General features: G+C 54.9%; 33 protein-coding genes and 1 pseudogene. 15 read left to right on the forward strand and 19 right to left on the reverse strand.

Annotated elements, in window-relative coordinates:
• Positions 1 to 601 (forward strand): phosphate acyltransferase (locus Q0O33_RS09140; RefSeq protein WP_295498619.1); only part of this gene is annotated, 601 nt, incomplete at its 5' end.
• A gap of 38 nt (positions 602 to 639) precedes the next feature.
• Here Q0O33_RS09140 and bamE read toward each other — a convergent pair.
• Complete coding sequence (gene bamE, locus Q0O33_RS09145) at positions 640 to 1,113, reverse strand: outer membrane protein assembly factor BamE (RefSeq protein WP_295498622.1); 474 nt, start codon at positions 1,111 to 1,113, stop codon at positions 640 to 642.
• A gap of 88 nt (positions 1,114 to 1,201) precedes the next feature.
• On the opposite strand from bamE, the gene Q0O33_RS09150 reads away from it, so the two are divergent.
• Genes Q0O33_RS09150 through Q0O33_RS09160 form a run of 3 tightly spaced genes read left to right on the forward strand, consistent with a single transcriptional unit; the run spans position 1,202 to position 2,889 of the window.
• Positions 1,202 to 1,750: a ubiquinol-cytochrome C chaperone family protein gene (locus tag Q0O33_RS09150; protein WP_295498625.1), complete on the forward strand. Its 549-nt coding sequence runs from the start codon at positions 1,202 to 1,204 to the stop codon at positions 1,748 to 1,750.
• Positions 1,744 to 2,274 carry a YceD family protein gene (locus tag Q0O33_RS09155; protein WP_295498628.1) on the forward strand — a complete coding sequence of 177 codons (531 nt, stop codon included), beginning with the start codon at positions 1,744 to 1,746 and terminating at the stop codon, positions 2,272 to 2,274. The genes Q0O33_RS09150 and Q0O33_RS09155 overlap by 7 nt, the downstream gene beginning before the upstream one ends.
• A 12-nt stretch (positions 2,275 to 2,286) precedes the next feature.
• Complete coding sequence (locus Q0O33_RS09160; RefSeq protein ID WP_295498631.1) at positions 2,287 to 2,889, forward strand: CDP-alcohol phosphatidyltransferase family protein; 603 nt, start codon at positions 2,287 to 2,289, stop codon at positions 2,887 to 2,889.
• Here Q0O33_RS09160 and Q0O33_RS09165 read toward each other — a convergent pair.
• Genes Q0O33_RS09165 through Q0O33_RS09195 form a run of 7 tightly spaced genes read right to left on the reverse strand, consistent with a single transcriptional unit; the run spans position 2,886 to position 9,311 of the window.
• Positions 2,886 to 4,346: an FAD-dependent oxidoreductase gene (locus Q0O33_RS09165; RefSeq protein ID WP_295498634.1), complete on the reverse strand. Its 1,461-nt coding sequence runs from the start codon at positions 4,344 to 4,346 to the stop codon at positions 2,886 to 2,888. The genes Q0O33_RS09160 and Q0O33_RS09165 overlap by 4 nt on opposite strands.
• Positions 4,339 to 5,016, reverse strand: coding sequence for a TVP38/TMEM64 family protein (locus Q0O33_RS09170; RefSeq protein WP_295498636.1), 678 nt, complete (start codon positions 5,014 to 5,016; stop codon positions 4,339 to 4,341). The genes Q0O33_RS09165 and Q0O33_RS09170 overlap by 8 nt, the downstream gene beginning before the upstream one ends.
• 29 nt (positions 5,017 to 5,045) lie before the next feature.
• The gene (gene ssb, locus Q0O33_RS09175) at positions 5,046 to 5,555 is read right to left on the reverse strand and encodes a single-stranded DNA-binding protein (RefSeq protein WP_295498638.1); all 510 of its coding nucleotides are present in this window, start codon (positions 5,553 to 5,555) and stop codon (positions 5,046 to 5,048) included.
• Positions 5,556 to 5,591: 36 nt separating this feature from the next.
• Positions 5,592 to 7,445: a ferrous iron transporter B gene (locus Q0O33_RS09180; protein WP_295498641.1), complete on the reverse strand. Its 1,854-nt coding sequence runs from the start codon at positions 7,443 to 7,445 to the stop codon at positions 5,592 to 5,594.
• The gene (locus tag Q0O33_RS09185; RefSeq protein ID WP_295498643.1) at positions 7,442 to 7,684 is read right to left on the reverse strand and encodes a FeoA family protein; all 243 of its coding nucleotides are present in this window, start codon (positions 7,682 to 7,684) and stop codon (positions 7,442 to 7,444) included. The genes Q0O33_RS09180 and Q0O33_RS09185 overlap by 4 nt, the downstream gene beginning before the upstream one ends.
• Before the next feature lie 47 nt (positions 7,685 to 7,731).
• Positions 7,732 to 8,400, reverse strand: a complete 669-nt coding sequence (locus Q0O33_RS09190; RefSeq protein WP_295498645.1) for a COQ9 family protein — start codon at positions 8,398 to 8,400, stop codon at positions 7,732 to 7,734.
• A gap of 38 nt (positions 8,401 to 8,438) precedes the next feature.
• Entirely contained in the window at positions 8,439 to 9,311 is an 873-nt protein-coding gene (locus Q0O33_RS09195; RefSeq protein WP_295498647.1) for a DMT family transporter, read from the reverse strand.
• A gap of 73 nt (positions 9,312 to 9,384) precedes the next feature.
• Between Q0O33_RS09195 and Q0O33_RS09200 the strand changes: the two genes are divergently transcribed.
• From Q0O33_RS09200 to Q0O33_RS09210, 3 genes and pseudogenes are all read left to right on the forward strand, one after another.
• Positions 9,385 to 10,479, forward strand: a complete 1,095-nt coding sequence (locus Q0O33_RS09200; RefSeq protein ID WP_295498650.1) for an alkene reductase — start codon at positions 9,385 to 9,387, stop codon at positions 10,477 to 10,479.
• 5 nt (positions 10,480 to 10,484) lie between these two features.
• Positions 10,485 to 11,276: a sterol desaturase family protein gene (locus Q0O33_RS09205; protein WP_295498653.1), complete on the forward strand. Its 792-nt coding sequence runs from the start codon at positions 10,485 to 10,487 to the stop codon at positions 11,274 to 11,276.
• A 164-nt stretch (positions 11,277 to 11,440) separates the two neighbouring features.
• Positions 11,441 to 13,279: pseudogene (locus Q0O33_RS09210) on the forward strand (DUF3604 domain-containing protein).
• 9 nt (positions 13,280 to 13,288) lie between these two features.
• Here the strand turns inward: Q0O33_RS09210 and Q0O33_RS09215 are convergent.
• The 10 genes from Q0O33_RS09215 to Q0O33_RS09260 form a co-directional block, all read right to left on the reverse strand.
• Positions 13,289 to 13,777: an MmcB family DNA repair protein gene (locus Q0O33_RS09215; RefSeq protein WP_295498656.1), complete on the reverse strand. Its 489-nt coding sequence runs from the start codon at positions 13,775 to 13,777 to the stop codon at positions 13,289 to 13,291.
• Between the two features lie 77 nt (positions 13,778 to 13,854).
• On the reverse strand, positions 13,855 to 14,562 hold the full coding sequence (locus Q0O33_RS09220) for a cell wall hydrolase (protein WP_295498659.1): 708 nt from the start codon (positions 14,560 to 14,562) through the stop codon (positions 13,855 to 13,857).
• 167 nt (positions 14,563 to 14,729) lie between these two features.
• Positions 14,730 to 15,071: a DUF1491 family protein gene (locus Q0O33_RS09225; RefSeq protein ID WP_295498662.1), complete on the reverse strand. Its 342-nt coding sequence runs from the start codon at positions 15,069 to 15,071 to the stop codon at positions 14,730 to 14,732.
• Positions 15,068 to 15,535: a PTS sugar transporter subunit IIA gene (locus tag Q0O33_RS09230; protein WP_295498665.1), complete on the reverse strand. Its 468-nt coding sequence runs from the start codon at positions 15,533 to 15,535 to the stop codon at positions 15,068 to 15,070. Before Q0O33_RS09230 ends, Q0O33_RS09225 begins: the two co-directional genes overlap by 4 nt.
• Before the next feature lie 88 nt (positions 15,536 to 15,623).
• Positions 15,624 to 16,199 carry a ribosome-associated translation inhibitor RaiA gene (raiA, locus tag Q0O33_RS09235; RefSeq protein WP_295498667.1) on the reverse strand — a complete coding sequence of 192 codons (576 nt, stop codon included), beginning with the start codon at positions 16,197 to 16,199 and terminating at the stop codon, positions 15,624 to 15,626.
• 17 nt (positions 16,200 to 16,216) lie between these two features.
• Complete coding sequence (dnaQ, locus tag Q0O33_RS09240) at positions 16,217 to 16,924, reverse strand: DNA polymerase III subunit epsilon (protein ID WP_295498670.1); 708 nt, start codon at positions 16,922 to 16,924, stop codon at positions 16,217 to 16,219.
• A gap of 31 nt (positions 16,925 to 16,955) precedes the next feature.
• A complete protein-coding gene (gene coaE / locus Q0O33_RS09245) occupies positions 16,956 to 17,555 on the reverse strand; it encodes a dephospho-CoA kinase (RefSeq protein WP_295498673.1) in 600 nt (199 codons plus the stop codon).
• Positions 17,552 to 18,361, reverse strand: coding sequence for a shikimate dehydrogenase (locus tag Q0O33_RS09250; protein ID WP_295498676.1), 810 nt, complete (start codon positions 18,359 to 18,361; stop codon positions 17,552 to 17,554). The genes coaE and Q0O33_RS09250 overlap by 4 nt, the downstream gene beginning before the upstream one ends.
• Positions 18,358 to 18,954: a Maf family protein gene (locus Q0O33_RS09255; RefSeq protein ID WP_295498678.1), complete on the reverse strand. Its 597-nt coding sequence runs from the start codon at positions 18,952 to 18,954 to the stop codon at positions 18,358 to 18,360. The genes Q0O33_RS09250 and Q0O33_RS09255 overlap by 4 nt, the downstream gene beginning before the upstream one ends.
• Positions 18,951 to 19,784, reverse strand: a complete 834-nt coding sequence (locus Q0O33_RS09260; RefSeq protein ID WP_295498681.1) for a pyruvate, water dikinase regulatory protein — start codon at positions 19,782 to 19,784, stop codon at positions 18,951 to 18,953. The genes Q0O33_RS09255 and Q0O33_RS09260 overlap by 4 nt, the downstream gene beginning before the upstream one ends.
• Before the next feature lie 302 nt (positions 19,785 to 20,086).
• Here Q0O33_RS09260 and hemE point away from each other — a divergent pair, with 302 nt between their 5' ends.
• The 5 genes from hemE (at position 20,087) to Q0O33_RS09285 (ending at position 23,995) form a co-directional block, all read left to right on the forward strand.
• A complete protein-coding gene (gene hemE / locus Q0O33_RS09265; RefSeq protein WP_295498685.1) occupies positions 20,087 to 21,118 on the forward strand; it encodes a uroporphyrinogen decarboxylase in 1,032 nt (343 codons plus the stop codon).
• An 18-nt stretch (positions 21,119 to 21,136) separates the two neighbouring features.
• Complete coding sequence (locus tag Q0O33_RS09270) at positions 21,137 to 21,580, forward strand: CopD family protein (RefSeq protein WP_295498688.1); 444 nt, start codon at positions 21,137 to 21,139, stop codon at positions 21,578 to 21,580.
• A gap of 217 nt (positions 21,581 to 21,797) precedes the next feature.
• Positions 21,798 to 23,054 (forward strand): transcription termination factor Rho, encoded by a 1,257-nt coding sequence (rho, locus tag Q0O33_RS09275; protein WP_295498691.1) that lies wholly within the window; start codon positions 21,798 to 21,800, stop codon positions 23,052 to 23,054.
• A gap of 9 nt (positions 23,055 to 23,063) precedes the next feature.
• Positions 23,064 to 23,273 carry an antibiotic biosynthesis monooxygenase gene (locus Q0O33_RS09280; protein WP_295498694.1) on the forward strand — a complete coding sequence of 70 codons (210 nt, stop codon included), beginning with the start codon at positions 23,064 to 23,066 and terminating at the stop codon, positions 23,271 to 23,273.
• Positions 23,270 to 23,995, forward strand: a complete 726-nt coding sequence (locus Q0O33_RS09285) for a YjbE family putative metal transport protein (RefSeq protein WP_295498697.1) — start codon at positions 23,270 to 23,272, stop codon at positions 23,993 to 23,995. The genes Q0O33_RS09280 and Q0O33_RS09285 overlap by 4 nt, the downstream gene beginning before the upstream one ends.
• A gap of 36 nt (positions 23,996 to 24,031) precedes the next feature.
• On the opposite strand, the gene Q0O33_RS09290 is transcribed toward Q0O33_RS09285, so the two are convergent.
• Positions 24,032 to 24,742, reverse strand: coding sequence for a dienelactone hydrolase family protein (locus Q0O33_RS09290; protein ID WP_295498700.1), 711 nt, complete (start codon positions 24,740 to 24,742; stop codon positions 24,032 to 24,034).
• 89 nt (positions 24,743 to 24,831) lie between these two features.
• On the opposite strand from Q0O33_RS09290, the gene Q0O33_RS09295 reads away from it, so the two are divergent.
• The 3 genes from Q0O33_RS09295 to Q0O33_RS09305 all read left to right on the forward strand — a co-directional run.
• Complete coding sequence (locus tag Q0O33_RS09295; protein ID WP_295498703.1) at positions 24,832 to 25,092, forward strand: DUF6489 family protein; 261 nt, start codon at positions 24,832 to 24,834, stop codon at positions 25,090 to 25,092.
• Positions 25,093 to 25,099: 7 nt separating this feature from the next.
• On the forward strand, positions 25,100 to 26,395 hold the full coding sequence (gene mnmE / locus Q0O33_RS09300; RefSeq protein ID WP_295498706.1) for a tRNA uridine-5-carboxymethylaminomethyl(34) synthesis GTPase MnmE: 1,296 nt from the start codon (positions 25,100 to 25,102) through the stop codon (positions 26,393 to 26,395).
• Positions 26,396 to 26,446: 51 nt separating this feature from the next.
• Positions 26,447 to 26,590: FAD-dependent oxidoreductase (locus Q0O33_RS09305; RefSeq protein ID WP_295498708.1), on the forward strand; the 144-nt coding region annotated here is incomplete at its 3' end.

Below are 26,590 nucleotides of genomic sequence, written 5' to 3' on the forward strand. Positions count from 1 at the left end.
GGGCGTTACCCGCACCTTTAGCCAGACACTGGGCGAATTGCGTCGCGTGCTTGATCCGAAAAAGGATGCGGTGCCCTTTGGCATTCACGTCATGGTCGGCAAAACGCACACGACGTTTATTGCCGATACGACAGTGAACGAACGCCCAACTGCAGAAGAATTGGCGCACATCGCCGAAAAGACCGCAGCTGTCGCCCGCCGCATGGGCCATGTGCCGCGCGTGGCGTTCTTGTCATTTTCAACCTTCGGCAATCCTGCCGGAACGTGGCTCAACAATATCCGCGACGCCGTTGCATTGTTGGACGTGCGCCGACCCGATTTCGAATATGAAGGCGACATGCCGCCGGATGTTGCGTTGAACCCGGCGCTGATGAAAAACTACCCATTCTGCCGCCTGTCCGGCCCCGCGAATGTTCTGATCATGCCCGGGCTTCAGTCAGCAAACCTCTCGGCCAAGTTGCTGCGCGAATTGGGCGGGGATCAGGTCATTGGCCCGATGCTGCTGGGCATCGAACGGCAAGTGCAAGTCGCAACCATGGCATCAAGCACGAGCGATTTGGTTACGCTCGCGGTCTTGGCGGCTGCGGGGATTGCGGAGTGAAGGTGAATCTTTAAGTGGCCACCAAAGCCACTAAAGACTCAGTTCGGGCTGTTCGGCGTTGCGCCCTGAGCGCCCCCGGCTCCAACGGCACCGATATTGCCGAAAATTTCTTCAAAGAAGCTGGTGTTCCGGCCCAATGTGGGCGTTTTGTCACCTATCGGGCTGACGCTTGAAATCAATTCCGTGCCCGTTTGGGAGATCGACGCGACGTTGCCTGCGGGGTCAAAACGAACCTTTAGCACATATTGCTTGTCGGCCTTTGGCTGCGAAAATGCCAACTGCTTGGCGTCACGTGAATAATAATACCAGTCATTCTGGTCAAACTGGCCGACAAAGGTTGGGCGGCCAAGCGATGCCTGAACCGATTCCTTGTTATCGACGCCCGGCTGAACCGAACTCAGCAAAGTCTGATCACCAATATAACCCTGATGCGAGCGCAGGCGGGTGCATCCCGTGGACAACGTCAATGCGGCAATCAATGTTGCAAGACCGGCAATTTGCGATGCGCGCATAGACTTCTCCGCTAATCCACTAAACTTGGGCCTTTGCCATTGCATCCTTAAGGCGCAATATCAATATGCAATCCCAGATGAATGCCCGATGAGTAAGGATGAAAACGCCGTTATGACATTATTGAAACGACTGTTCGGCAACGGGCAACCTGACCCCAAAATGAAGCTTGTCCCTTTGTATAACCAGATTGTGGCCAAAGCACGCGAACCGCATTGGTATATCGAAGGCCAAGTGCCGGACAGCCTTGATGGCAGGTTCGACATGGTGGCCACGATATTATCGCTCGTCTTGTTGCGGCTTGAAGAAAGCAACCTCCACGCGCTTGATATGGCGCGGCTGACGGAGGTTTTTGTCGATGACATGGACGGGCAACTGCGCGAGGTTGGCATTGGCGACATGATTGTCGGCAAGCATATTGGCCAGATTATGAGCGCCGTTGGCGGCAGGCTTGGCGCATTGCGGGCGGCGATGAGCGATCATAGCGCCCTTGACGATGCCTTGGTCCGCAACCTCTACCGCAGCGTTGCACCATCGCCAGAGGCGCTTGCGCATACACGTCTGGGCTTGCTTGATGTCGAACGCGCGCTGGGATCGCAACTGTCCGACAAGTTGGTGGAGGGCGACGCCAAATGGTGACCACGAATGAGTTCAGCCATGTCATCAAGCTTTCTGAAGTTGGCAGCCACAGCCGCAAACTGCAACTGTCGGCGGACGATGCGGCGCGCGCTGGCCTGATGGCGCGTTTTGATTTGGCTGCATTGGTGTCGTTACAGGCGGAAATATCTCTCGCTTTTGACGCAGAAGGCGTTGTCGCAACGGGCCGCTTCACCGCGGACCTTGCGCAATATTGCATTGCCTCGCATGACCCTGTTCCTGCCAAAATGGACGAGGCTATACATATCCGTTTCATCCCCGAACCTGTTGTGAACGGCGAAGTTGAGCTTGAGTTGGAAGCCGACGATTGCGACACGATGTTCCATGATGGCCAGACCATTGATCTGGGCGAGGCCGTGGCCCAATCGCTTGGCCTTGCGCTGAACCCCTATCCGCGCAGTCCGGAGGCGGAGAAAATGCTCAAGGCTGCTGGCGTAAAAAGCGAGGAAGATGTGATCCCGACAGGCGCTTTAGCTGGCCTTAAGGACTTATTGGCCAAAAAATGACAGGTGCGCGCCATGTTTGATGTGGCCCTACGCCGGTTCGTCGACCCTGCACTTATCCGCGTAGCGGGCTGGATGGCCAACACACGCATGTCGGCAAATATGTTGACCATCAGCGGCGCAGGGCTTGCGCTCGGCGCTGCTTTTTTCGTCACCCAGTCAAATTTCATAGCGGCTTTAGGCTTTATCCTGCTGAACCGGATTGTTGACGGGCTGGATGGCGCGGTGGCGCGCATCAATGGTCCGACCGAATTGGGCGGCTATCTCGACACCATCTGCGATTATATTTTCTATATCTCGATACCTGTCGCGTTCGGGTTCATTGACCCCGTCAACCACATACCTGCTTTGCTATTGGTCGCGAGCTTCACCCTGACCGCTGTCAGCTTTCTCGCCTTTGCTGCTATTGCCGCGCGACGCGCGCGCGACGAAGGCGCGCATGGGCCCAAGGCATTTTTATACTCAACCGGATTGATGGAGGGCGGCGAGACTATAGCGTTTTTTGCGCTCTTCTGCCTGTTCCCAAGCTTTTTCCCGACGCTGGCGATTATCTTCGCTGCATTGTGCCTGCTGACGGTCGTGCAGCGTTTCATTCTCGCGGCAAAAAGCTTCCGCTAACCGCGCTGCCAGCGGAACCAGCGTTCTGCCCATTTCAACAAGCCCACAGGCTTGCGCGCCAACCCAAATTGCCCCGCGGCATATTTGTTCGCTTCCGCCCAAGTGGGATAAGGGTGAATGGTCTGGAGGATTTTGCGCAAGCCCATATTGTGCTTCATGGCAAAGGTAACCTCGGCAAGAATTTCGCCCGCATTCTGGCCAATGATTGTCGCGCCCAATATCCGGTCGCTACCCTTCGCGGTTAGGATTTTCACAAAGCCATGCGCCTCGCTTTCGGCAATGGCGCGGTCAAGGTCATCCAAATCGTACCGCGTGATATCAAAAAAAAGGCCCTGCGCTTCAGCTTCGGCTTGCGTCAGACCCACCGTCGCCAACTCCGGCTCAGTATAGGTCACGCGCGGCAGGACGCGATAATCGGTGCGGTATTTTTTGAAGGGCCGCGCCAACGCATTCACGCTGGCATACCAAGCCTCGTGACTGCCGCCATGGGTAAGCTGTTGCCGCCCCGCGACATCGCCCGCGCATAAAATATGTGGCAAGTTGGTACGTAGAAATGCGTCATTTTCTAGCCGCCCATCGACGATCAGACCCAGCGCTTCCAAACCAAAGCCTGCAATGCGAGGTTTGCGCCCGACCGCGATGATAATGTCATCATAGGCAATTGTGGTTTCGCCGTCCGGTCCCGCAACGACCAAATTCTTGCCCGCCGCAAACCGCAACGCGCGGTGGTTGTTGCGGACGGATACGCCTTCGGATTCGAGGCGCGCCGTCACCAATGCCGCGGCATCAGCCTCTTCCTTCAACAGCAAGCGTTCGGCCATTTCGACAATCGTAACCTGCGAACCCAGCCGCTGAAACGCTTGCGCCAGTTCACAGCCGATCGGCCCGCCACCCAAGATGACCAGCCGAGCTGGCGCGGCGGACCGTGCGGCCATGGCGTCCCATAATGTTTCGCTGGTCAGGTATCCGCTATCCTCAACACCGGGCAAAGCCGGAATAAAGGGCGCTGCGCCTGTGGCAATAATGAACGACTTTGCTGTCAATCGCCGTGCGCCGTCAATCTCGACCGTCCATGGGTCGATGAAGCGCGCATATCCCTTTACACAATCGACCCCAAGGCCTGTAAAGCGTTCAACGCTGTCATGTGGTTCAATCGCGGTGATGACGTCCCGCACGCGGCGCATGACGGCGGGGAAGTCAATAATGGGTGCGCCAACGTCAATGCCAAAGCGCGCGGCATCGGCAATTTGATGCGCAACTTTGGCGCTTTTGATCAACGCTTTCGAAGGCACGCATCCGGTGTTCAGGCAGTCTCCGCCCATCTCATGCGCTTCAATCAACGTCACCTTGGCCTTCACCATGGCCGCGATATAGGCCGAGACGAGGCCCGCAGAGCCAGCGCCAATCACGATAAGATTGCGGTCGAACCTTTTGGGTTTTTGCCAGTTTTCAGCCACGGCTGCGCTGCACCAAAGCGACAATGCCCTTGGCCGCCCAAGGGAAGAGGGCAAGCGCGACAAAAGACGCGATCAGCGTCGGCGACAACAGGCCAGCGGTGCTTTCAATATAGCTGATCTGCGTACCCGCATTCACGAACACGATGGTCGCAGGCAACATGCCCAATTGGCTGACCCAGAAAAATGTCCGCGTTTTTATCCGCGTCAGGCCCATCAGCAAATTGATCACGAAAAATGGAAACACGGGAATCAGGCGCAGCGTAAAGAGATAGAAGGCGCCATCCTTTTCAAGGCCTTCATCAATCGCGCGCAGACGTTCGCCAAATTTGCCCTGCACCCAATCGCGCAGCACGAAACGCGCGCTCAAAAATGCCAAAGTCGCGCCTATCGTGGATGCAAAGGAAACGATGATTGTGCCGACCAGCACACCAAATAACGCGCCCGCAATCAATGTCATGATTGCAGCGCCGGGTATAGAAAGCCCCGTCACCGCGACATATAAGATGAAAAACCCTGTGACATAGAGAACGGGATTGGCGTCCTTCGCCGCGACGATATCCACTTGGCTGGCCTTAAAGTTTTCGAGGCTTAGAATCTGGCCAAGATCGAAAACGAAATAGGCGACGAGCGCGCCAAGCAGAACAAGGACCAAGATTGCTTTTTTCATCATGGCCCCTGCTCATTGCCCCTCATGTGCAATCAAAACGGTACGTCGTCGTCAAGATCATTGTCAAAGTCGCCGCCGCCAAAGCCGCCCGAACTTGCGCTGCCGCCGCTGCTGCCACCGCTTGCACCCCAATTGTTGCCGCCGGATGCGCCGCCACTGCTCCAGCCGTCGCCTCCACCTGAGCCACCCTTGGGGCCATCGAGCATCACCAACTTGCCATCAAAACCAGCCACCGATACTTCGGTCGTGTAACGGTCATTGCCAGATGCATCCTGCCACTTACGCGTGCGCAATTGGCCTTCAATATACACCTTGCTACCTTTTTTCAAGAAGCGCTCGGCCACGCCGACAAGGCCATCCGAATTGAGCACAACGCTATGCCATTCGGTACGTTCTTTCTTCTCGCCCGTGGTCCGGTCTTTCCAATCTTCCGACGTTGCGATGCGCAAATTACAGATGCGTCCGCCGTTCTGGAATGATTTGACTTCAGGATCCGCGCCCAAATTGCCAACGATGATGACTTTATTGACGCTTCCCGCCATGTTCCCGTCCTTTGAATAAAATTTTCTATCAGACCGCTATAAGCCGAAGGAACGCGCTGTCCAATATGTAATCCCAGCAGCCGCATATGCCAGCGCAAAAAGATAGCTGACCATGAAGATCGGCCATTTCCAGCCATTGGTTTCCCGCCGTGTCACAGCAATGGTTGAGATGCATTGCGGCGCAAAAACGAACCAAGCGAGGAAAGCCAAAGCCGTCGCCAGCGACCAGTCCGCCGCAAGCTTTGGCCCAAGGCTGGTTGCGGCGGCGTCTTCATCCGCAGCGTCAATGGCATAGACTGTGGCGAGTGCCGATACCGCAACTTCGCGCGCAGCCATTGCCGGAATGAGCGCAAGAGCAATATCATGGTTGAACCCAATCGGGCGAACAATGGGTTCAAGCCCGTCGGCAATGCGGCCAGCAACCGAATATTCGACTTGCGACACATTGCTGCCCTCAGGTGCCTTAGGAAAGCTCAATAGCGCCCACAAGATAACCGTGGCGGCAAAGATGATCGTCCCTGCGCGGCGCAAAAACACCCATGCGCGCTGCCATAGGTTGATCGCAATATCACCAGGGCGCGGCCATTGGTAACGCGGCATTTCGATAAGGAAACTGCTCGTACGGCTTTGCGTCACAAAGCGTTGGATGACTGCTGCGGCCAGCATCGCGCCTAATATGCCTGCAATGTATAGGCCGAACAGGACAAGCCCCTGAAGCCCGATGCCGAGGCCAACGCTGGACGCCGGAATAAACGCGCCAATGATGACGGTATAGACCGGCAGACGCGCCGAGCAGGTCATCAACGGCGCGATGAGGATCGTCGCCAGCCGCTCCTTTTGGTCCATGATTGTCCGCGTCGCCATGATGCCCGGAATGGCACAAGCGAAGGACGATAATAAAGGAATGAAACTATGTCCCGAGAGGCCGACGGCTGCCATCATCCTATCCATCACAAAGGCAGCGCGGGTCATGTAGCCCGATGCCTCAAGCAACAAGATGAAGAGGAACAGGATCAGAATTTGCGGTAAGAATACGACCACGGAACCGACGCCGGCGATCACGCCATCGGTCAAAAACGAGCGCAGATATCCGTCGGGCATGGCATTTTTGATGCCATCGCTGAGCAAAGCAAAACCGCTTTCAATCCAACCAATCGGCGCTTCGGACCATCCGTACACCGCCTGAAACATCAGGAACAAGAGCGCCAGCAATATGACGACGCCGCCCACCGGATGCAGCAGGATCGCGTCCAGCCTGCGTGTCCATTGGCGGCCTGCGGTTTCGCTGATGATGGCCGAACGGGCAATGTCACGTGCGCGCTGATTCTGAGCGCCAAAGGATGTCGCCACGGGTTCAATTGGCGCAACAGGATTTTTGAGCGCGCCATCAAGCGCGGACATCAAGGGTTCAAGCCCACGACGGCGCACGGCGACGGTTTCAATCACCGGCACGCCAAGCGCGCGGGCCAGTGCCTGCGCATCGAGCCGAAGGCCATCGCGCTCCGCAAGATCGATCATATTCAGCGCAACTACCGTCGGCAGGCCCAGCGCAATCAGTTCAAGCGCAAAGCGCAAATGATTGTCCAGATTGCCCGCATCGAGCACGATCACCAAAGCGTCAGGGCGGCGGTGCCCCGAAAGATTGCCCAAGACAACATCGCGCGTGACGGCTTCGTCAAGGCTGTCGGGATCCAGACTATATGCGCCGGGCAAGTCGATCATTTCGACCGCACGCCCATCGGCAAAGGACGCGCGACCCGATTTACGTTCGACTGTCACGCCGGGATAATTGGCAATTTTCTGCCGCGCGCCGGTCAATGCATTAAACAATGCACTTTTGCCGGCATTGGGGTTGCCAACCAATGCGACCAGAGGCGGCATTTGCGTCATACGGATAACTCGCAATCAATCGCGGCGGCAACATTCGTGCGCAACGCGACAGTCATGCGGCCAACGCGGACCGCCAATGGGTCACGCCACATAAATATGCCCTTATGCAATGCCTCGATTGTCACGCCAGGCTCGAAACCCAGCGAGCGCAAACGATGCCCCTCTTGATCGGGCAAGGATTCCCAATCAATGGACCGAATGACGGCGATTTGATTCAGCGGAAGGTGGTCAAGTTGCACGGACGCTATTTGCAAAAGATTCGCAATAACATCAATAGCGATTTGCGTTAACGCGCGGGATAGCGCAGACGGCCAATGAATCGCGAGAGACTTGGCGTATATTCTTGGCGCTGTTTCGCCTGATATTTGACCTTTTCAATCTGCATCACATTGTCGATCCGACGGTCCAGAAAAGCGCGTGTGTCGGCAAAGTTTTCGCTGTCGTCATTGACGAAAACGCTCAAGGTGCTTCCATATACCGCTGACAGCGTCATACGCTTGGTGTAATGGTTGAGGTCCGTGGCGCTATCGCCCGCCAGCCGCCACATGCGATCCGCCGACCGCCATCCCATTTTTGCAGCCCGCGGCAGATTTTGTGGCATCGCCATGATCGCCAGCGCACGACGTAGCGATTCGCGGTCCGGCGCCATGATCTCCAACCGCGTAGCTAACAATGCAGTGATCCGGTCCCGAATTTTCATCGCATTTAGTTTTTCGGCTGGCAGGCGGCGGGCGAGTTCCAGATCAACGCCTTCGACCCACGCGTCAATCATGTCGATGGCCTTGCCCTTAAACGCCAGCACAGCAACGTCGCGGTCCACACCCACCTCATCAGCAGCGGCATGAACGGCCGCTTCGGACCATCCGTCAAAGCCGGCATGGCGACCAATGACGGGCGCAAGGGCGACGCGAATTTCGTCGAGCGTCGGGACAGCGGAAAGAGCGTTTTTAGACATGAATGATATGTAGGCGTTCGGTGCGTTCAAGAAAAGGTCTATTGCTTACGCACAAGAACCAACGCGATCATGATCAGCGCGCTGCCCATAAAATCCATCGCGGTTAGCATCTCACCAAAGGCCAACCAGCCAGCCGTCGCGGACAAAGCGGGTTGCAAAAGCAAGGCCAAGCCAATCACCAGCGGACTGAAATGCGGCAAAGCATATGTAAGGCAACCTTGGCCGAAAAATTGCGAGGTAAAGGCGAGCAGCAGGACGGGCCACCAAACCGTGGGGATGATCTGTTCCCCTGCAAACAAGGCGCCGATGAAAAGGACAACTGCCGCAATGGCACTGGCCATGCCAAGTGCGCCCCAGCTTTCGGTGTTTTGCCGCATCTTCATCATCAGCACCAAATAGACGGTGTAGGTCAGCCCAGCGCCAAGCGACAAAAGATCGCCGGAAAAGTGGCGCGGCGACAACTCAAGGCTTTGTCCCATCAATAATGCCGCGCCCACAAAAGCGAACAGCACGGCCATGCCCTCCCATTTTGACGGCATTTTGCGGGCGACAATGACGCCATAAATGACCAACAAGAGACTCGCGCAATTGGCGAACAGTGTCGCATTGGCCATTTTTGTCTGAAAAATGCCAATATGCCACAAGATGATATCAACGCCGAAAAACAGCCCCGCGACGATAGCAACCCAATAGGTCGGGCGGCTGACCGCCGAAAAGCGAAACCCGAAACGATAGCCAACGAAGAACAAAAACGGCGTAGCGAGTGCCAAGCGCCAGAAGCCCGTCGCAATCGGACCGCTATCAGCATAGCGCACAAGCAGCGGGCCAAAAGCAATCGCGATATTGCCCGCAAGCAACGCGGCAAAGGCAAGCAGGCTTGGCGACTGCTGATGGAAAATCTTCTGCTGCATAAACCCCCGTTGCAATTTGCAACTTTCATCCGCATCTTGGCATCAAAGCATCGCCTTAATGACAAGAAATCCTATGACTGCAACTTTGTTCGACCCAATTACACTTGGTGCCATCGCCGCACCTAATCGCATATTGATGGCGCCGTTAACGCGGGGACGGAGTGAAGGCGGACATGTGCCTTTGTCAGACCTAAAGGCAGAATATTACAGCCAGCGCAGCAGTGCAGGCCTGATCATCGCCGAAGCAACCGGCATTAGCCAAGAAGGCCTTGGCTGGCCATCGGCGCCCGGCATCTGGTCCGACGCGCAAATCACAGCATGGAAACCCGTGACGCAAGCTGTTCATGACGCGGGCGGACGGATCATCCTGCAGTTGTGGCACATGGGCCGTCTTGTGCATCCGGATTTCCTGGGTGGCGCGCCATGCGTTTCGGCTTCGGCCACCACGGCGCCTGGTTATGCACATACGGCAGAGGGCAAGAAAAATTATACCGAAGCCCGCGCGCTGGATATCTCAGAAATGCCGCGCATCGTTGCGGACTATGTAAACGCTGCGAAAAACGCGATGGCCGCAGGTTTTGACGGTGTGCAAATTCACGCAGCCAATGGCTATCTGATTGACCAGTTCCTGCGCGACAACACCAATTTGCGTACCGACGATTATGGAGGCCCAATCGAAAATCGCATCCGCTTGCTGCGCGAAGTGACACAAGCCGTTGTGGACGCCGTGGGCGCGGATCGGACATCGGTGCGCTTGTCCCCCAATGGCGAGACCCAAGGGGCGAACGACAGCAACCCCGTTGCATTGTTCACCGCTGCGGCCGCCGCGTTGCAGGATATCGGCATCGCCTTCCTCGAGCTGCGCGAAATCAAACCTTATGGCAATTTCGGACGAACCGAAGTGCCGCGCGTGTCGCCTGAAATCCGGAAAATATTCAAAGGCCCGCTGGTTCTCAACCAAGAATATACCAAGGAATTAACAGACGCCGATTTGGCCTCGGGCCTTGCCGACGCAATTAGCTTTGGCCGTCCGTACATCAGCAACCCCGACCTTGTGGAACGGTTGCGCGTTGGCGCGGAACTGACGCCCGATAATTTCAAGACCTGGTATGCGCCCGCTGCGGAAGGATATACCGATTATCCCTTCCTTGAACAGGCGGACGCATAACGCCCATGATACAGGCGGGGCTTGGCCACTATGCGATAGCCATCCCCGCCTTGCTGCTTGTGCTGCTCGCAAGCGTCGAAGCGATTTGGCCGCGTCGCGCGTTGGTATTAGGCCGAAATCCACGATGGCGAACGCACGCATTATTCTTCCTCAGCAACGCCATTATGGGCCGATTTTTGTCCTTTTTGGTCGTGGTCGGCGTGGCTGCAAATTGGGCCAATGTGCATCATTTTGGCGCGCTGAATCTGGCGGCCTTGCCCTTTTGGGTTGAAGCCGCAATCGCCTTTGTCATTCTCGATTTTGCGGTCTGGTTTCAGCATTTTTTGATGCACCGCAGCCCGTTGCTCTGGCGTATCCATGCTGTGCATCATAGTGATCGTGATCTGGACGTGACCACGGCATTGCGGTTCCACCCGTTCGAACTGATCTTGTCGACATTCTATAAATCCGCGATCGTCGCTTTGCTTGGCGTGCCCTTGCTGGTCGCTTTGGCATTTGAAACATGGCTCAACGCCAATGCTTTATTCAATCACAGCAATATCCGTCTGCCCCGCAAGCTTGACCGCATATTACGGCTGTTTTTGGTGACACCGGACATGCATCTGGTCCACCACAGTATTTTGGTTGATGAACAGAAACATAATTTCGGTTTCGCCCTGACGATTTGGGACCGCTTATTTGGTACCTATCGGATAGAGTCGATATTAGGATCCGAAAGCCAGAAAATAGGGCTGGCTGAGATTGACGATGCCCGTCCATCAGGTTTCATTTGGAGTATGAAACAACCCCTGACGTAGCGGAATATAACGCCGTCTTGACCCGCGCGATTTTCCGTCGCATTTTCGTTTAAGGGGAGTTGAAAATGGCCAGAATACGCAAGATCATATTGGGCAGCGTTGCCGTCGTAGCGATAGGCGCAGGTTTAACCTACGGGTGGCAGCAATATCGCGACAAAAGCATCATGGACGATTCACGCACGGCGCAAATATCGTCCGATGCCGAAGTCACGTCTGGCCCTGCCAACACGTTGCTTTGGGGCGACACCCATCTTCATACCTCCAATTCCATCGACGCCTTTGGCTTTGGCGTAAAGCTTGGACCAGAAGAAGCGCTTCGTTTTGCGCGAGGGGAAGAGGTTACGTCTACTGGTGGGATGAAAGCCAAGTTGGAACGTCCGCTTGATTTCCTTGTGATCGCCGATCACTCCGGCGGACTTGGGGCAACCAAGGCTCTGTAAGATGCGCTCGGATTTCTCGTCCGCGACCCAACGCTGAAGCGTTGGCACACCGAAATGCATAAGGGGCAAGAGGGCATGCAGCGCGTGACCGGCGAACTCATCGACCGCGTGGGCCGCAACACGCTTCCCGCTGCGCTGACCAATCCCGAAAGGCAACGCAAAACAGCAACCAATATCTGGACAGGTCATAGCACGCTTGTCGAACGCTATAATGAACCCGGAAAGTTCTCGGCCTTCATGGGTTTTGAATATACGTTGATGCCCGGCGGCAACAATTTGCACCGCGTCGTCATGTTCCGTGACGGCAAAAGCCGCACCGACAAGGTTCTGCCCTACGACCCTGGCCAAGGCGACACGCCGGTCAGCCAATTGTGGGACTATATGGACAATTATGAGAAGGTCACTGGCGGCAAGGTGCTGGCGATCCCGCATAACAGCAACCTGTCCAATGGCTTGATGTTCGAACTGGTTGGTCCCGGCGGTGGTCCCATGACCGCAGCCTATGCACGCCGGCGCGCCGCGCGCGAGCCAGTGACCGAAATCACCCAAATCAAAGGCGATAGTGAATCGCACCCGTTTTTGTCGCCGAACGACGAGTTTTCCGGTTTCGGCACCGCGGGTTGGGACCTTGGCAATTTGACCATGCAGGCCGCGAAGAAGCCGCAGGATTATGCCGGCGAATATATTCGTGAGGCGTTGAAGCGTGGTTTGGCGATTGAAGCGCGCACTGGCGTGAACCCCTATAAATTCGGGGTCATCGGATCAACCGACAGTCATACCGCGCTGGCCACTGGCGACGAAGACAACTTTTTTGGCAAGCATTCAGGCGGCGAACCTAACGCCGACCGCGCTGCGCAGGCCCAAAATCTCGGCACTCGGAAAGGACGTATTGGTTGGCACTATCTGGCGGGTGGCTATGCCGCCGTATGGGCCACAGCCAATACACGGGCCGCGATATTTGACGCAATGACGCAGCGCGAAGTGTACGCCACAACGGGCCCGCGGATGAAAGTGCGTTTCTTTGGCGGCTGGGATTTCAATGAAAAGGATTTCGCAGGCGACTGGGTAAAGGCCGGATATGCCAAGGGCGTGCCCATGGGCGCAGACCTTAAGTCCGGCAACGGCGCGCCAAAGTTCATGATTTCGGCGTTGAAAGACCCGATGGGGGCAAATCTCGATCGCGTTCAAGTCGTCAAAGGCTGGGTAGATTCCTCCGGCGCATTGCAAGAGAAGGTCTTTGACGTTGTCTGGGGTGATGCCGACAAACGACGCAAGGGCGCCAATGGCAAAGTCCCCAAGGTCGGCGACACCGTCAACATTGCGAAGGCCAGCTATACCAACAGCATTGGCGATCCGGAATTGCGGACGGTGTGGACCGATCCGGAATTTAACCGCAACGTCCGTGCATTTTATTATGTTCGGGTCATCGAAATTCCGACACCTCGCTGGGTGTTGTTTGATGCCTTGCGTTATGGTGCGAAATTGCTGCCGGGGACGGAGTTAAAGGCGCAGGAGCGGGCGTATTCATCACCCATTTGGTATAACCCCAAAAAAGCAAGCTAGGGTCAGGACCTATTCGAATTCAAATCCGGACAGCGCGGACTCAGGGTCAGCGATCCCCATCAAGCGGCGCATGGCCAACCGCGCAAGCCGCTGCGTTTCGGTTTTCCGGCGTGCCGGGGCGAGCGGCGTCAATCCGGCCGGCCGCGCGATTTCCGCGTCATAGGCGTCGGCAATAATCAACCCAGCGCGTTCGGGCATGAATGCAACGCTTTGCAGCGGGCCAATGTCAAACTCGGCCGGCACTGCCCAGAAAAAACGGTCACAATATTCCAGATATTCCGGCCATTTCTGATCGCCCAAAAGGTCGGCGCGCGAACATTTGATTTCGACGATGATAATCTCGCCTTTATTACTGAGGCCCATAAGATCAGCGCGGCGATTGTTACGCAGGCTGACCTCGGGCTGCACCACAATCTGGTTGCGCAGAAACAACCGCGAAACGCCCCGTGCGACCGCAGACGCACCGGAAATAGATGAAGAATAAAGGGCTTGATCCATTCTTCAAGCGTAGAACAAACATCGAACAAAATAAAGGCCCCATATGGGGCCCTTATCGTTCATACTGGTCGCTATGATCAGCGGTAGAAGATATGATTGTCTACGCTGCCAAGTCGCGTCAAACGCCAGCCAGGCGAAACATGGCGCGCATGGAAGAACAATGCGCCCTCCACGGGGCTTTTCCATTTATTGTCGAGCGCAATGTTGCTGATCGCAACGGCGTTGCGCCAATGCATGCTGCCCGTTTGGATAGGCGGCAAGCTTGCGCCACGAACGAAGGAAAACTGACCTTTTTGGAAGACAACCCCGCATAATGTGCTGGGAAAGCGACCCGAATTCGCGCGGGCCAACACCACGCGTGCCACAGCCAATTGGCCGGCAAGCGATTCGCCCTTGGCTTCGAAATAGACCGCGCTGGCAAGGCACCGCTCTTCGTTGCTTAAGCTGTCATCGACAGCTTGCGTGCGCACGAGATCTGTGAGTGACGATGCGGTTGCCGCATCTGCATCGGTTGGGTTTAGAGGCAATTTTGGCATAATGCCGTTGCTTGGAACATATATAATGTCGCCATTGTCGGCGATCGTCGCCGTCACTTTACCGCTTTTCGCCAGATCCAACTGCGCCTGTTCGGCGGTGGTCTGCATAGGGTCGTTGGTGGTGGTATCGGCACTTAACTGTGCGCGTTGGTTATTCCCGATAGCAGCCCCGGAACCGGCGGCAATGACTGAGGAAACCAGGGTACAAGATACGGCTACCAAAGAGGCAGCCCGAAAAAATTTCAACATGAACTATACATTAAAGCGGCGGCAGCAGCAGACGAAACTCTATCACTTTATCATTGTTCGTCTTTTGTTGTCTCCGACTCGCGTGTTTGTCTGGCCACCTCATTTGTGCCCTATATGACAACCTTCGCTACTCGATGGATGCGCATCTATGGCGCGGCGCCGCAAAGTCAAATAAACATGGTTAGAAGTCCGTCCAACCGTGCTCCGGACGCGACATCCAGTTCAAAAACCCACAAATCCGGATCGCGCGCGCATCGTTTTTGCCAATAATCCTGCACCGCATCCCCGCTAGATTCCTTCAAATCTATCGCCTGCCAGGCAGTCTGGCCGTCTAATGAGGGATAGCGTTCGTATAATTTGGGGTCGGCACCACGAACCTGCCCGATGAGCAATATGGCACCGGACACCGCATCGCCCTTTTTCAGAACGGTTGCGAAGTCACCCTCGGTTTCCACCATGCGCTTGATTGCGGAGATAAGAACACCGCTGGCAAGCCGCGGCTCAATCAAGCGGCGTCACGCTCTTCTGATAAGGTCAACACCGCAAACATCGCTGACGAATCTGCGGCACCGCGCAATTGCGCGCGGAATTTCTCGTCGCGAAACAGGCGTGAAACCTCTGCCAATGCACGCAAATGCGAGGCACCGTCCTGCGCCGGTGAAACCAACGCGCAAACCAGATCAACCGGCTCATCGTCGACAGCATCATAAGGCACCGGCTTCAAAAGTCGGACAAACACGGCCACAGGAATGTCGATACCCGACACCTTGCAATGCGGAATCGCTGTTCCGCCGCCAAAACCCGTCGGGCCAAGTCGCTCGCGCTCAATCATGCCGTCCAGAACAGCATCGGCGTCGACAAAATAATTTTTAGCCGCGATAGCCGATAGCTGCACCAACAGGTCGGATTTTCCCGAACATAGCAAGTCAGCAGCAACGGCTCCCTCAACGAGCCTGGTAGAAAGTCTAATCATATTTTGTTCAAAAGCACCCGGTGCGACCGGTGGCGCAATCCTTAAATATTTGAATTTATATAGAAAATTAATTTACGTCAGCCGAGGTCTAAGGTGCAGATTTTGGTTCAACCCACCCGATCGTGCCGTCTTCGCGGCGGTAAACCATATTATGTCGCCCAGTTCCAGTGTTTTTGAACAACAAGGCTGGGGTATTGCGCAAATCCATTAACATAACCGCATCGGAGACCGTTGATTCAGGAATATCTACACGCATTTCCGCAACAATTACTGGCGCATCAGGTAATGGCATTTCCTCCTCACCATCACCTGCATCAAACACGGTATATGCGGCTACCTCTTGCGCCATTGCATAAGCGGTTTGCACATGACGATCTTGCAGTCTGCGCATGTAACGGCGCAATTGTTTCTCAATACGTTCTGCGGCGCGGTCAAAGGCAATATGTGCATCTTGCGCTTCGCCGCGACCTTTCAGCACGAGGCCCTGCATCACATGCATCACAATATCGCTTGTAAAGCCGTCATGCGGCGCACGGCCAAAAGTCGCGTGTGATGACAAGGCTTTGGAGAAATATTTTTCGGCGATGGAACCAAGTCGTGTTTCCACATGGGTCTGGAGCGCTGCACCGGTGTCGACCTGATGTCCTGAAACCCTGATGTCCAATGCCTGTCTCCTTTTTGTTAAAGCGTTGACCCCGGCTGGAGCCAAAGTGCGTCCTTAATCTTTGCCACAAATTCGGCATGGCGCGCCAATTCTTCCGCTGAGGCAGAATGTGTGCGCGCAGCCCGAAATATCTTTGTTGTCTGAATGCTGTTAACGTCTATTTGGCCTGTTATTTTATTGGAACCATCATCGTCAGAGAGGCCAAGGCCAATTTGCCGACCGCCAGTCAGTTCAATATACAATTGCGCCAGCAATTCGGCATCCAGCAACGCGCCATGCTTTACCCGGTGGCTACGGTCGATGCCATAACGGGTACACAAAGCGTCCAAGGACAGCTTTGCGCCTGGATTTTTAACCCGTGCCAGGGCCACTGTGTCAACCATACGGTCCATCGACACAGGTGGGCGACCGCAATGCTGCAATTCGTGATTGAGAAAGCCAAAATCAAAGCTGGCATTATGCGCGACGAGTGGGCTGTCGCCCAAAAATGCAAGCAGCTCATCCGCCCTTTCGCCAAAAGTCGGCTTGTCAGACAGAAAACGGTCCGAAAGGCCGTGTACTTGTTCGGCAGCGGCTGGCATCGGGCGCTGCGGGTTGAAATAGGCGTGGTAATGCTTACCCGTCATTACTCGGCTGACCATTTCTATGCAGCCAATTTCAACCATCCGATCCCCCGTTGCAGGATCAAAGCCAGTTGTTTCCGTATCGAATATTATTTCGCGCATTCTATGTATAGATGTGAGCCTATTTAATGGCTTATGCAAGTCCTGCCCGCAGCTTTTTGACAAGAGCGCGCACATCGGCCCGAGTCTCTTTAATGTCCTTGCCAGTATCGATCACATGGTCCGCGCCCGCGCGCTTGTCGGCATCGTTCATTTGTAGCGCCAAAATATGTTCGAACTTGTCTGGGGTCATATTCGACCGTGCGAGCACACGTTCCCGTTGAACCGGGGCAGGTGCACTTACAACGACAACCGTATCGACCCCAGCCTGTCCGCCCTTTTCAAACAATAAGGGGATATCGAATAAAATCATGTCTCTACCTTGATGTGATTCCAGAAACATCTTTCGGCGTTCGCCTACGGCGGGATGAATAATCGATTCCAACAGTGCCAACCGGTCTCGGTCGCCAAAAACAGCAGCACCAAGCGCTTTACGGTCAACGCCATCTGGTCCAGTCGTTCCGGGAAAGGCCGATTCAATGGCCGGCACAAGCGCACCGCCAGCCTTTTGCAGGTCATGCACCGTGGCATCGGCATCAAAAACCGGAACACCTTCGTCAGCGAACATCGCCGCAACAGCGGATTTGCCCATACCAATCGAGCCTGTCAGGCCAATGATCATCGGTTTTTTCATTTCAACAACAATGCTCGCAATGCATCCTCATTATCTTCGGGCGGCGCAACGCCGAAAAACAATTCAAACGCGATCGCCGCCTGCCCCACCAGCATCTCAAGGCCATCGACCGTTTCCAGATCGCGCAGGCGCGCGGCCTTTAACAATGGTGTCTCTATCGGCGCGTAGACGAGGTCATAGACAATGGCATGTTCAGGCAAAGGTGACAGGTCAATCTCAAGTGTTTCCTGCCCGACCATTCCCAAGGGGCTTGCATTCACCAGCAACGCGGCATCCGGCAAGCGCGCGTCAAAACCAATCACTTTGCCTTTCAAGCCGAAATGCGCGAGCAAGCCCGCCGCCTTCAAACCATTGCGTGCAACCAAAACGACTTCGCCAATATCCGCCTGCGCAAGGGCAAAAAGAACAGCGCGCGCCGCCCCGCCTGCACCGATGACAACAGCCGTTTCACCTGCAATGGGGATATCCGCGATGGGGCCATAAAAGCCGCCAACATCGGTATTGGTCGCGACAAGCGCGCCGGCATCATTGCGAAAGACCGTGTTAATCGCCCCGATCGAGCTGCGCACATCGCCGGGGTCGGCGACAAAATCGAGCGCTGCAATCTTATGCGGTATCGTGATGTTGCACCCACGCCATGCGGCGTCGGCCGCGCGCTCAGCGAAATAACGCTCCAGATCATCGGGTAGCACCGCATGCGCCCGATAATCGCCGACCATGCCCAATAGTTGGAGCCAAAAATTGTGAATTAGCGGCGATTTGGAATGCGATATCGGTTGTCCGATCACTTCAGCATAATAAGTCATGATGGTAAAAGGCCTTTCACGCGCAGATAATCCAACAGCGGAAGCAATGGCATTCCGATGATCGTAAATTGGCTGCCGCTAACGCTTGCGAACAATTGTGCGCCTTCGGCTTCAATCCGGTAACAGCCGACGCAGTGGCGGATTTTATCCCAATAAGTTTCGACATAATCGTCGATATATTGCGGACTTAAGCTGCGCATCGTCATTTGGGCGGTGTCGATAACACGCCATACGGGTTCGCCATTCTCGCAAATAACAGCCGCGCTGATGAGCCGGTGCACCTTGCCCGAAAGCTGCGCTAGATGCGCGCGCGCATCGTCCGGCGTTTCGGGTTTGTCAAAAATATGTCCATCGGGACCAACGCAAATCTGGTCGCATCCCAACACCATCGCGGTTGGCATTTTGCGCGACAGTTTGCGCGCCTTTGCTTCTGCCAGGGCGTCGGCAATATCACGCGGCTTGGCGCCCGCCTGGGCCAATGATGTTTTGATGCTCTGTTCATCAACCAAGGCCGGAACCGCTTGTACCGACACGCCAGCGGCGTTCAACATCGCGATCCGGCCCGCGCTTTGTGATGCAAGGACAAGAGTCACGAAGCCACTACCTGCGCCAGTTCGCGTTCGTTGAATAAATTGATAATCGCCGCAGCACTTTCTTCAATTGACCGGCGGGTTACGTCCAATACTGGCCAGCCATTGTCTGCAAACATACGCCGCGCATGGGCGACTTCAGCGCGCACCTTTTCCTCATCAACATAATCTGTATCTGGTGACTGGTTCAGGGAAAGCAAGCGGTTGCGTCGCACCTGAACCAAACGCTCTGCGCTGGTAACAAGGCCAATGACCATGGGGTGCTTCAGTTGGAACAATATCATTGGTGGTGGCGATTCTGGCACGATCGGGATATTCGCCGTCTTATATCCTCGGTTGGCGAGATAAATGCTTGTGGGCGTTTTTGAGGTCCGCGATACCCCCGCCAACACAATGTCCGCCTCTTCCCAATTTTGGGCATTAATGCCGTCGTCATGGGCAATAGTGAACTGGATCGCATCAACCCGCGCGAAATAGGCAGCGTCCATAACATGTTGCCGACCGGGGCGTGCTTTAGCTTCCTGGCCCAACATGTTTGACATCGCGTCACTCACTGCATCGAGCGCAGCAACCGCGGGCAAGCCCAAAACCTTACATCTCGTCTCCAATTTGCGTCGTATATCCCGATTCACCAGAGTGAACAGAACAAGCCCCGGATTAGCAGCCACATCCGTCAATATCCGGTCCAAATGGCTTTCCGAACGCACCATGGGCCAGAAATGCTTGACCACATCCTCTGTGCCGTCAAACTGCGCCAATGCCGCTTTGGCGATGTTTTCCAAAGTTTCGCCGGTAGAGTCCGACAATAAATGTAAATGAAAGCGCTGACTCATGACTGACAGTCATGTTGGTAGGCTGGGGATAAATCAAGGGACAAGTTTTAGGTCGTGCATTCTTGCTTATTACCCCGAATTTACCGCGCGATTCGGGCACAGCCTGTCCACAGGCACATTCCATTATGCACAGCTTGTGGATAATGGGGAATAAATTTGCGACTCTGTTTCCACCCGTGCGTCCACACGCGTCAAGATGTTGGCAATATCCGCAAAAGCTTTTAAGGCCCCAAATATCAACAGCGCATCATCTTTCATCATCCTTTATATAAATATATATTTTGATTGGATCTCTCGTTTCTATGTCTGCGCAAAGCCCGAAAAAACTCTTAAACGTCCTGCGGGGTAACCAAGAAACAATTCCGCCGATGTGGCTCATGCGCCAAGCGGGCCGGTATCTGCCAGAATATCGTGCATTGCGTGCGGAAAAAGGCGGTTTTCTGGCGCTGGCCTATGATAGCGATGCGGCGTGTGAAATTACTTTGCAACCGATCCGGCGCTTTGGATTTGACGGTGCAATTCTGTTTTCCGACATTCTGGTAATCCCACATGCCATGGGTCAGGATCTCTGGTTCGAAACAGGTGAGGGTCCTCGGCTTGCACCGCGCCTAGCGGAATCGCGGCTTGAGGATTTTGTGCCAGCACCGCAGCGGCTTGTTCCCGTCATTGATACGGTGCGCAAGGTGTCAGCAGAGCTTCCACCCGAAACAACCTTCCTGGGCTTCGCTGGAAGCCCGTGGACGGTCGCTACCTATATGGTGCATGGTCAGGGTAGCAAAGACCAAGCAGAGGCCCGCAGGATGGCCCATGCGGAGCCTGAACGTTTTGGCGCGCTCATCGATGCCATCATTTCCGCAACCGTCGATTATTTAGGTGATCAGATTGATGCCGGTGTTGATGCCGTGCAATTGTTCGACAGTTGGGCTGGCTCATTGTCGCCCGCGCAATTCGAAAAATGGGTCATTGCCCCCAATGCCGAAATCGTCCGCCGGTTAAAGGCGCGCAATCCCAATGCTGTTATCATCGGCTTTCCTAAAGGTGCAGGCGGCAAGCTTGCAGCTTATGCCGAAGGAACGGGCGTGGACGCTTTAGGATTGGATGAAACCGTTGATCCGCATTGGGCAAACCGCGAATTACCCAAGGGACTGCCTGTGCAAGGCAACCTTGACCCGCTGGCATTGATTGCTGGCGGTGATGTGTTGAAAGACGCCGTGAAGAATATCCTCAGCGCGTTTGAAGACCGGCCACATATCTTCAATCTTGGACATGGCATATTGCCGGATACCCCCATTGAAAATGTTGAAATACTTATTAATCTGGTCCGCAAGGCTTAGCCCATAAAGGTCGTTTTTATGACGGAAACTCTATCTGTGCTTTATATTTGGCTGAAATCCGCTCACATTATCTTTGTCATTTTCTGGATGGCGGGTTTGTTCATGATCCCGCGCTTCTTCGTCTATCATCAGGAAAGCGCAGAAGGATCCGAAGAGGCTGCCAAATGGGTGGACCGCGAATCCAAGCTAATCAAAATCATACTCAACCCCTCCATCATTGTGGTCTGGGTCTTGGGACTGGTACTGGCGTGGAATATTGGCGCCATGGCGCAAGGTTGGTTCCATGCCAAATTGTTGCTTGTTTTGGGACTGTCGGCTTATCACGGCTGGACTGTCGGCTACGCCAAGAAACTGGCGCGCGGGGAACGGCAGCTAACGGGTAAGCAATTGCGGCTTTTGAACGAAGTCCCCGGTGTTGCGTCCGCGATTATCGTCATATTGGTTGTCGCTAAGCCGTTTTAAGACTGTTTTCTAAGGGTATTTTCAGAACGGTTGACGCGGCCACCGCCACTGCGTATTTATGTCGTCAAGCCCGACCTGGGCAAGAGGCGCGACCCTCACAACAACCGCGCCACCAACTTTTCATTATTCGACCGGTTGTCTTTTTTAATCCGGTTTTCATAACGGGCGGTTTGCCCATTCACAATGCGGACTCACGGTCCATCCAACGGAATTATCTATGCATTTGAAAGAGCTGAAAAGCAAAAATCCCGCTGACCTCGTATCGATGGCTGAAGAGCTTGGTGTGGAAGGCGCATCGACCTTGCGTAAGCAGGATCTGATGTTCGCGATCCTGAAAGAGCTTGCCGAAGACGGCGAACAGATCATGGGTCTTGGCACGATTGAGGTTTTGCCCGACAGCTTCGGTTTCTTGCGTTCACCGGAAGCCAATTATTTGGCAGGTCCGGACGATATTTACGTGTCGCCGAACATGGTACGCCAATTTGGTTTGCGCACAGGCGATACTGTCGAAGGCGAAATTCGCGCACCTAAGGATGGGGAGCGTTATTTTGCCCTGACCAAGGTGATGAAAATCAACTTTGATGATCCTGACGCCGTCCGCCACCGCGTCAATTTTGATAACCTCACGCCGCTGTATCCGGATTCAAAGCTCACGCTGGATTCGCTTGATCCAACCGTCAAGGATAAGTCTGCGCGCGTCATTGATATCGTCAGCCCGCAGGGCAAGGGCCAGCGCGCCTTGATCGTTGCGCCGCCACGCACGGGTAAGACGGTGCTGCTACAAAATATCGCGCGCGCCATTACCGAAAACCATCCCGAGGTATTCTTGATCGTTCTTCTGATTGACGAACGGCCTGAAGAAGTCACCGACATGCAGCGTTCGGTGAAGGGTGAAGTTGTATCTTCCACCTTTGATGAGCCCGCGACGCGCCACGTGCAAGTCGCCGAAATGGTCATTGAAAAGGCAAAGCGTCTGGTTGAGCATAAGCATGACGTTGTCATCTTGCTCGATTCCATCACCCGCCTTGGCCGCGCCTATAACACCGTTGTGCCATCATCGGGCAAGGTGCTGACCGGTGGTGTCGACGCCAACGCGCTGCAACGTCCAAAGCGTTTCTTCGGCGCCGCGCGGAACATCGAAGAAGGTGGGTCCTTGTCCATCATCGCGACCGCTTTGATCGACACCGGCAGCCGCATGGACGAAGTTATCTTCGAAGAATTCAAGGGTACGGGTAACTCCGAAATCGTGCTGGATCGCAAGGTCGCTGACAAGCGCATCTTCCCAGCCTTGGATGTCGGCAAATCCGGTACGCGTAAGGAAGAGTTGCTGGTCGAGGAAAGCAAGCTCAAGAAAATGTGGGTACTTCGCCGCATCCTCATGCAAATGGGCACCATCGACGCGATGGAGTTCCTGCTCGACAAAATGAAGGATTCGAAGACCAACGAAGACTTTTTTGACTCGATGAACCAGTAAGCACGTTTAATGATTATCGAGCATGCTTTGCTGTCTGTTCGCCAAGGCGAGGAACTGGCGTTTGAAGCAGCAATGGTAGAAGCAAAGCCGTTGATTTCAGCATCACCGGGTTTTGTCAGCATTGAAGTCCGGCCAGCCGTGGTAGCTGCAGGAACCTACTTGCTCCATCGCTTCTATGATCCTATGCCATCTGTCAGTTATTTCGGAGATCCTTTGTGATTGATTTTCTCTTGGTCGCGTCGACCGTCACCAACCTGGGTGGGCCCGCCGATATTTGGGCGGCCATCATCAAGGATTTTTCCAACATCACCGAACCTGCGGCTTTTGCGGCCTTCATTCAAGTGTTGTTGATCGACCTCGTGCTCGCTGGCGACAACGCCGTTGTTGTCGGCGCTTTGGCGGCTGGCTTGCCTGCGGATCAGCGTAAGAAGGTTATCCTCATCGGTGTTCTTGCGGCTTTGGTGTTACGCATCATCTTTGCGCTGATGGTGACATGGTTGCTGGGTATCGTCGGTTTGGTGCTCGCAGGTGGCTTATTGCTGCTGTGGGTCGCCTGGCGCATGTATCGCGACATTAAGGGCCATGCCGGTGAATCCTCTGGTTCCCCTGAAATTGTGGGTGACGAGCATTCGGGCATAAAGTCGACCAAAACCTTTGCGGGTGCCGCATGGGGCGTTGCAGTCGCCGACGTGTCGATGAGCCTCGATAATGTTCTGGCGGTCGCAGGGGCCGCGCGCGAACATCCCGGAATCCTGATTGTCGGGCTTATTTTTGCGGTCGCATTGATGGGCATCGCCGCGAATATCATTGCCCAATATATTGAGCGGTATCGCTGGATCGCTTGGGTTGGCCTGGTGGTGATCGTCTATGTTGCGGGCAAGATGATAGTCGAAGGCTGGATGGAAGTGCAGCCTTACGCCATGAGCTTTGCTGGCTTGTAATGCATAAGGGCTCCTGCGAAGGGAGCCCTTATTTTTTCAGCCCAAATGCGCGGCGAAAAAGGCCGCTGTCCGTCCGTCCGCCAATTCTGCGCCTTCGGTGTCCCGGCGATTGCCCATTTCGGCTGCGAAGCCATGATCAAGGCCCTCATAATCATGCAGCGTCACCTTGGGGTGATTACCAAGGCCGGCGTGAATCGCGGCCTGCGCCTCTGGCCCGACAAAATGGTCCGCGGTTGGAATATGTAGCATCAACGGATTGGCGATGGCGTGGCTTTCGTCCAACATCTGGTCGATCATGACGCCATAATAGCCCACCGAAGCGCTGATGTCGGTCCGTGCGGCTGCCATATAGGCAAGCCGACCACCTAAACAATATCCGACAGCACCCACTTTTTCGAGCGGGGCTTGGCCAGACAGGCCAGAGCGGGTGGCGTGGATCACCGCCTCAATATCGCGCACACCATCATCGGCATCATATTGCCCGAAATAGCCGAACGCTTCTTGAAGCTCCGCCTCGATATCGGGATTGAGTTCCACCCCCGGAGCAAAGCGCCAGAAAATGTCGGGCGCGACCGCGAGATAACCGGCACCTGCCAACAGATCGCATTTCTGTCGAATGCCGGCATTCACACCAAATATCTCTGGAATAACGATAATCGCGGCACGCGCGTGGCTAGATGGCACGGCGACATAGGCAGGAAACAGCGCATCCTCGCCCAGCGCGTCAATCTTCACATATTCACCCATATAATGCTCCTTGGCGGATATTCTCCGCAATTGCGTGATTCGACTTAGCCTTTATAGTGATCTTATCGGCAATTAGGAGGGCGCGGCCCATGAAGATGAACATTGAAATCGATTGTTCCCCTGAAGAGGCCCGCGCGTTGCTCGGTCTTCCCGATGTTACCAAAGCAAATGAGGCTTATGTCGAGAAGGTCACCAACCTTATGAACGGCGCGGGCGGCATTGACCAGCTACAGGAGCTGGGAAAGCAAATCGCACCCATGGGCCAAATGGGACTGCAATTGTTTCAGCAACTCATTGAAACAGGCGCCAAGGCCGCAATGTCTGGCCTGAACAAGAACGACAAAAAATAGCTTTGGGATGACAACCGCTGACACGATTTTCGCGCTGTCCAGCGGCGCGCCGCCGGCTGCTATTGCCATTATGCGGATTAGCGGACCTTCTGCTTTTGACATATTGCAAGGCCTGGCAGGACGAACCCCGCCACCGCGCCGGGCGTCTGTATGCACCCTGCGTTCGCTGGACACGCAAGAAATATTAGATCAGGCGCTGGTGCTTGTTTTTCCTGGCCCAGACACAGCCACGGGCGAGGATCTGGTGGAGCTCCATCTGCATGGTGGCCGCGCCGTGGTGCGTGCCCTTGAACATGCGATCGCCAATTTTTCCGGAGCAAGGCGCGCCGAGGCGGGAGAATTCACCCGACGCGCCTTTACCAATGGACGCATGGATTTGAATGAAGCCGAAGGATTGGCGGATCTGTTGGCCGCCGAAACCGAATGGCAACGCCGCTCAGCCACCAAGATGTTCGGCGGGGCCTTTAGCGCAGCCATCGACGCATATCGGCAAGATGTGCTCCGATTGTCTGCGCTCACCGAAGCGGAGCTAGATTTTTCGGATGAGGGCGACGTAGAATCACAAAATAATATAGTAATTAAATATGGTTGTGCGGAATTACGGCAGAAAATAGTGCAATTGCTGGCCAGTCCCCCTGCCGAAAAGTTAAAAGACGGGTTACGCATCGTCTTGGCCGGCCCGCCCAATAGCGGCAAATCCACTTTGTTGAATGCGTTGGTCGGGCGCGAGGCGGCCATTGTTTCTGATCTTGCCGGAACTACGCGCGATATGATTGAAGTGCCTGTGGCGGTTGAAGGCGTGGCTTTGCTGTTCACAGACACCGCTGGGTTGCGCGATGATAGCGCTGACGTCATCGAACGCATTGGCATCGACAGAAGCCACGCCGCAATGCAGCAGGCAGACATATTGTTATGGCTTGGTCCGGAAGGTGCGGGACCCATACACCCGAGTCTCATTGAAATATCAGCGAAAAATGATGTGGCAGAAAGTCCGTTAAAGTCTACGGACGCTATTTCTGTGTCCGCTCAGACGGGCGCAGGAATAGCTGAGCTTCTCCAAATCGTGGCGGCACGGGCCAAAACGCTTCTCCCGCCGCCGGATCAGTTTGCCATCAATGCGCGGCAACGTGCATTTTTGGCTGATGCCGCGACTGCGCTTGCGGCGTGCGGTGAATCCGAAGACTGGCTGATTATCGCGGAAAATTTGCGGCAAGCGCGACTCGCGCTCGATGCCCTGACCGGACGCGCCCATACCGAAGATCTTCTCGACACTGTCTTTGGAAAATTCTGCGTAGGCAAATAGTCTGTTTCACGTGAAACAGAACAGCACTCTTTTTTTGACCAGCGGACATAGTTGGTATATGCGCGACGCATGAAAACCGATTTTGACATCATTGTTGTGGGTGGCGGCCATGCGGGCACGGAGGCAGCCGCTGTTGGGGCACGCATGGGTTTGCGGGTGGCGTTGGTTAGTTTTGACAAGGTCATGATCGGCGCG

Source organism: Sphingorhabdus sp. EL138 (assembly GCF_945862485.1).
GTDB lineage: Bacteria > Pseudomonadota > Alphaproteobacteria > Sphingomonadales > Sphingomonadaceae > Sphingorhabdus_B.

What these genes read in the sequence shown, in the direction of transcription:
- bamE (WP_295498622.1), bottom strand. Translation starts at nt 1,113, where the DNA reads ATGCGCGCATCGCAAATTGCCGGTCTTGCAACATTGATTGCCGCATTG.
- Q0O33_RS09150 (WP_295498625.1), top strand. Translation starts at nt 1,202, where the DNA reads ATGAGTAAGGATGAAAACGCCGTTATGACATTATTGAAACGACTGTTC.
- Q0O33_RS09155 (WP_295498628.1), top strand. Translation starts at nt 1,744, where the DNA reads ATGGTGACCACGAATGAGTTCAGCCATGTCATCAAGCTTTCTGAAGTT.
- Q0O33_RS09160 (WP_295498631.1), top strand. Translation starts at nt 2,287, where the DNA reads ATGTTTGATGTGGCCCTACGCCGGTTCGTCGACCCTGCACTTATCCGC.
- Q0O33_RS09170 (WP_295498636.1), bottom strand. Translation starts at nt 5,016, where the DNA reads ATGATGAAAAAAGCAATCTTGGTCCTTGTTCTGCTTGGCGCGCTCGTC.
- ssb (WP_295498638.1), bottom strand. Translation starts at nt 5,555, where the DNA reads ATGGCGGGAAGCGTCAATAAAGTCATCATCGTTGGCAATTTGGGCGCG.
- Q0O33_RS09180 (WP_295498641.1), bottom strand. Translation starts at nt 7,445, where the DNA reads ATGACGCAAATGCCGCCTCTGGTCGCATTGGTTGGCAACCCCAATGCC.
- Q0O33_RS09190 (WP_295498645.1), bottom strand. Translation starts at nt 8,400, where the DNA reads ATGTCTAAAAACGCTCTTTCCGCTGTCCCGACGCTCGACGAAATTCGC.
- Q0O33_RS09195 (WP_295498647.1), bottom strand. Translation starts at nt 9,311, where the DNA reads ATGCAGCAGAAGATTTTCCATCAGCAGTCGCCAAGCCTGCTTGCCTTT.
- Q0O33_RS09200 (WP_295498650.1), top strand. Translation starts at nt 9,385, where the DNA reads ATGACTGCAACTTTGTTCGACCCAATTACACTTGGTGCCATCGCCGCA.
- Q0O33_RS09205 (WP_295498653.1), top strand. Translation starts at nt 10,485, where the DNA reads ATGATACAGGCGGGGCTTGGCCACTATGCGATAGCCATCCCCGCCTTG.
- Q0O33_RS09215 (WP_295498656.1), bottom strand. Translation starts at nt 13,777, where the DNA reads ATGGATCAAGCCCTTTATTCTTCATCTATTTCCGGTGCGTCTGCGGTC.
- Q0O33_RS09220 (WP_295498659.1), bottom strand. Translation starts at nt 14,562, where the DNA reads ATGTTGAAATTTTTTCGGGCTGCCTCTTTGGTAGCCGTATCTTGTACC.
- Q0O33_RS09230 (WP_295498665.1), bottom strand. Translation starts at nt 15,535, where the DNA reads ATGATTAGACTTTCTACCAGGCTCGTTGAGGGAGCCGTTGCTGCTGAC.
- dnaQ (WP_295498670.1), bottom strand. Translation starts at nt 16,924, where the DNA reads ATGCGCGAAATAATATTCGATACGGAAACAACTGGCTTTGATCCTGCA.
- coaE (WP_295498673.1), bottom strand. Translation starts at nt 17,555, where the DNA reads ATGAAAAAACCGATGATCATTGGCCTGACAGGCTCGATTGGTATGGGC.
- Q0O33_RS09250 (WP_295498676.1), bottom strand. Translation starts at nt 18,361, where the DNA reads ATGACTTATTATGCTGAAGTGATCGGACAACCGATATCGCATTCCAAA.
- Q0O33_RS09260 (WP_295498681.1), bottom strand. Translation starts at nt 19,784, where the DNA reads ATGAGTCAGCGCTTTCATTTACATTTATTGTCGGACTCTACCGGCGAA.
- hemE (WP_295498685.1), top strand. Translation starts at nt 20,087, where the DNA reads ATGTCTGCGCAAAGCCCGAAAAAACTCTTAAACGTCCTGCGGGGTAAC.
- Q0O33_RS09270 (WP_295498688.1), top strand. Translation starts at nt 21,137, where the DNA reads ATGACGGAAACTCTATCTGTGCTTTATATTTGGCTGAAATCCGCTCAC.
- rho (WP_295498691.1), top strand. Translation starts at nt 21,798, where the DNA reads ATGCATTTGAAAGAGCTGAAAAGCAAAAATCCCGCTGACCTCGTATCG.
- Q0O33_RS09280 (WP_295498694.1), top strand. Translation starts at nt 23,064, where the DNA reads ATGATTATCGAGCATGCTTTGCTGTCTGTTCGCCAAGGCGAGGAACTG.
- Q0O33_RS09290 (WP_295498700.1), bottom strand. Translation starts at nt 24,742, where the DNA reads ATGGGTGAATATGTGAAGATTGACGCGCTGGGCGAGGATGCGCTGTTT.
- Q0O33_RS09295 (WP_295498703.1), top strand. Translation starts at nt 24,832, where the DNA reads ATGAAGATGAACATTGAAATCGATTGTTCCCCTGAAGAGGCCCGCGCG.
- mnmE (WP_295498706.1), top strand. Translation starts at nt 25,100, where the DNA reads ATGACAACCGCTGACACGATTTTCGCGCTGTCCAGCGGCGCGCCGCCG.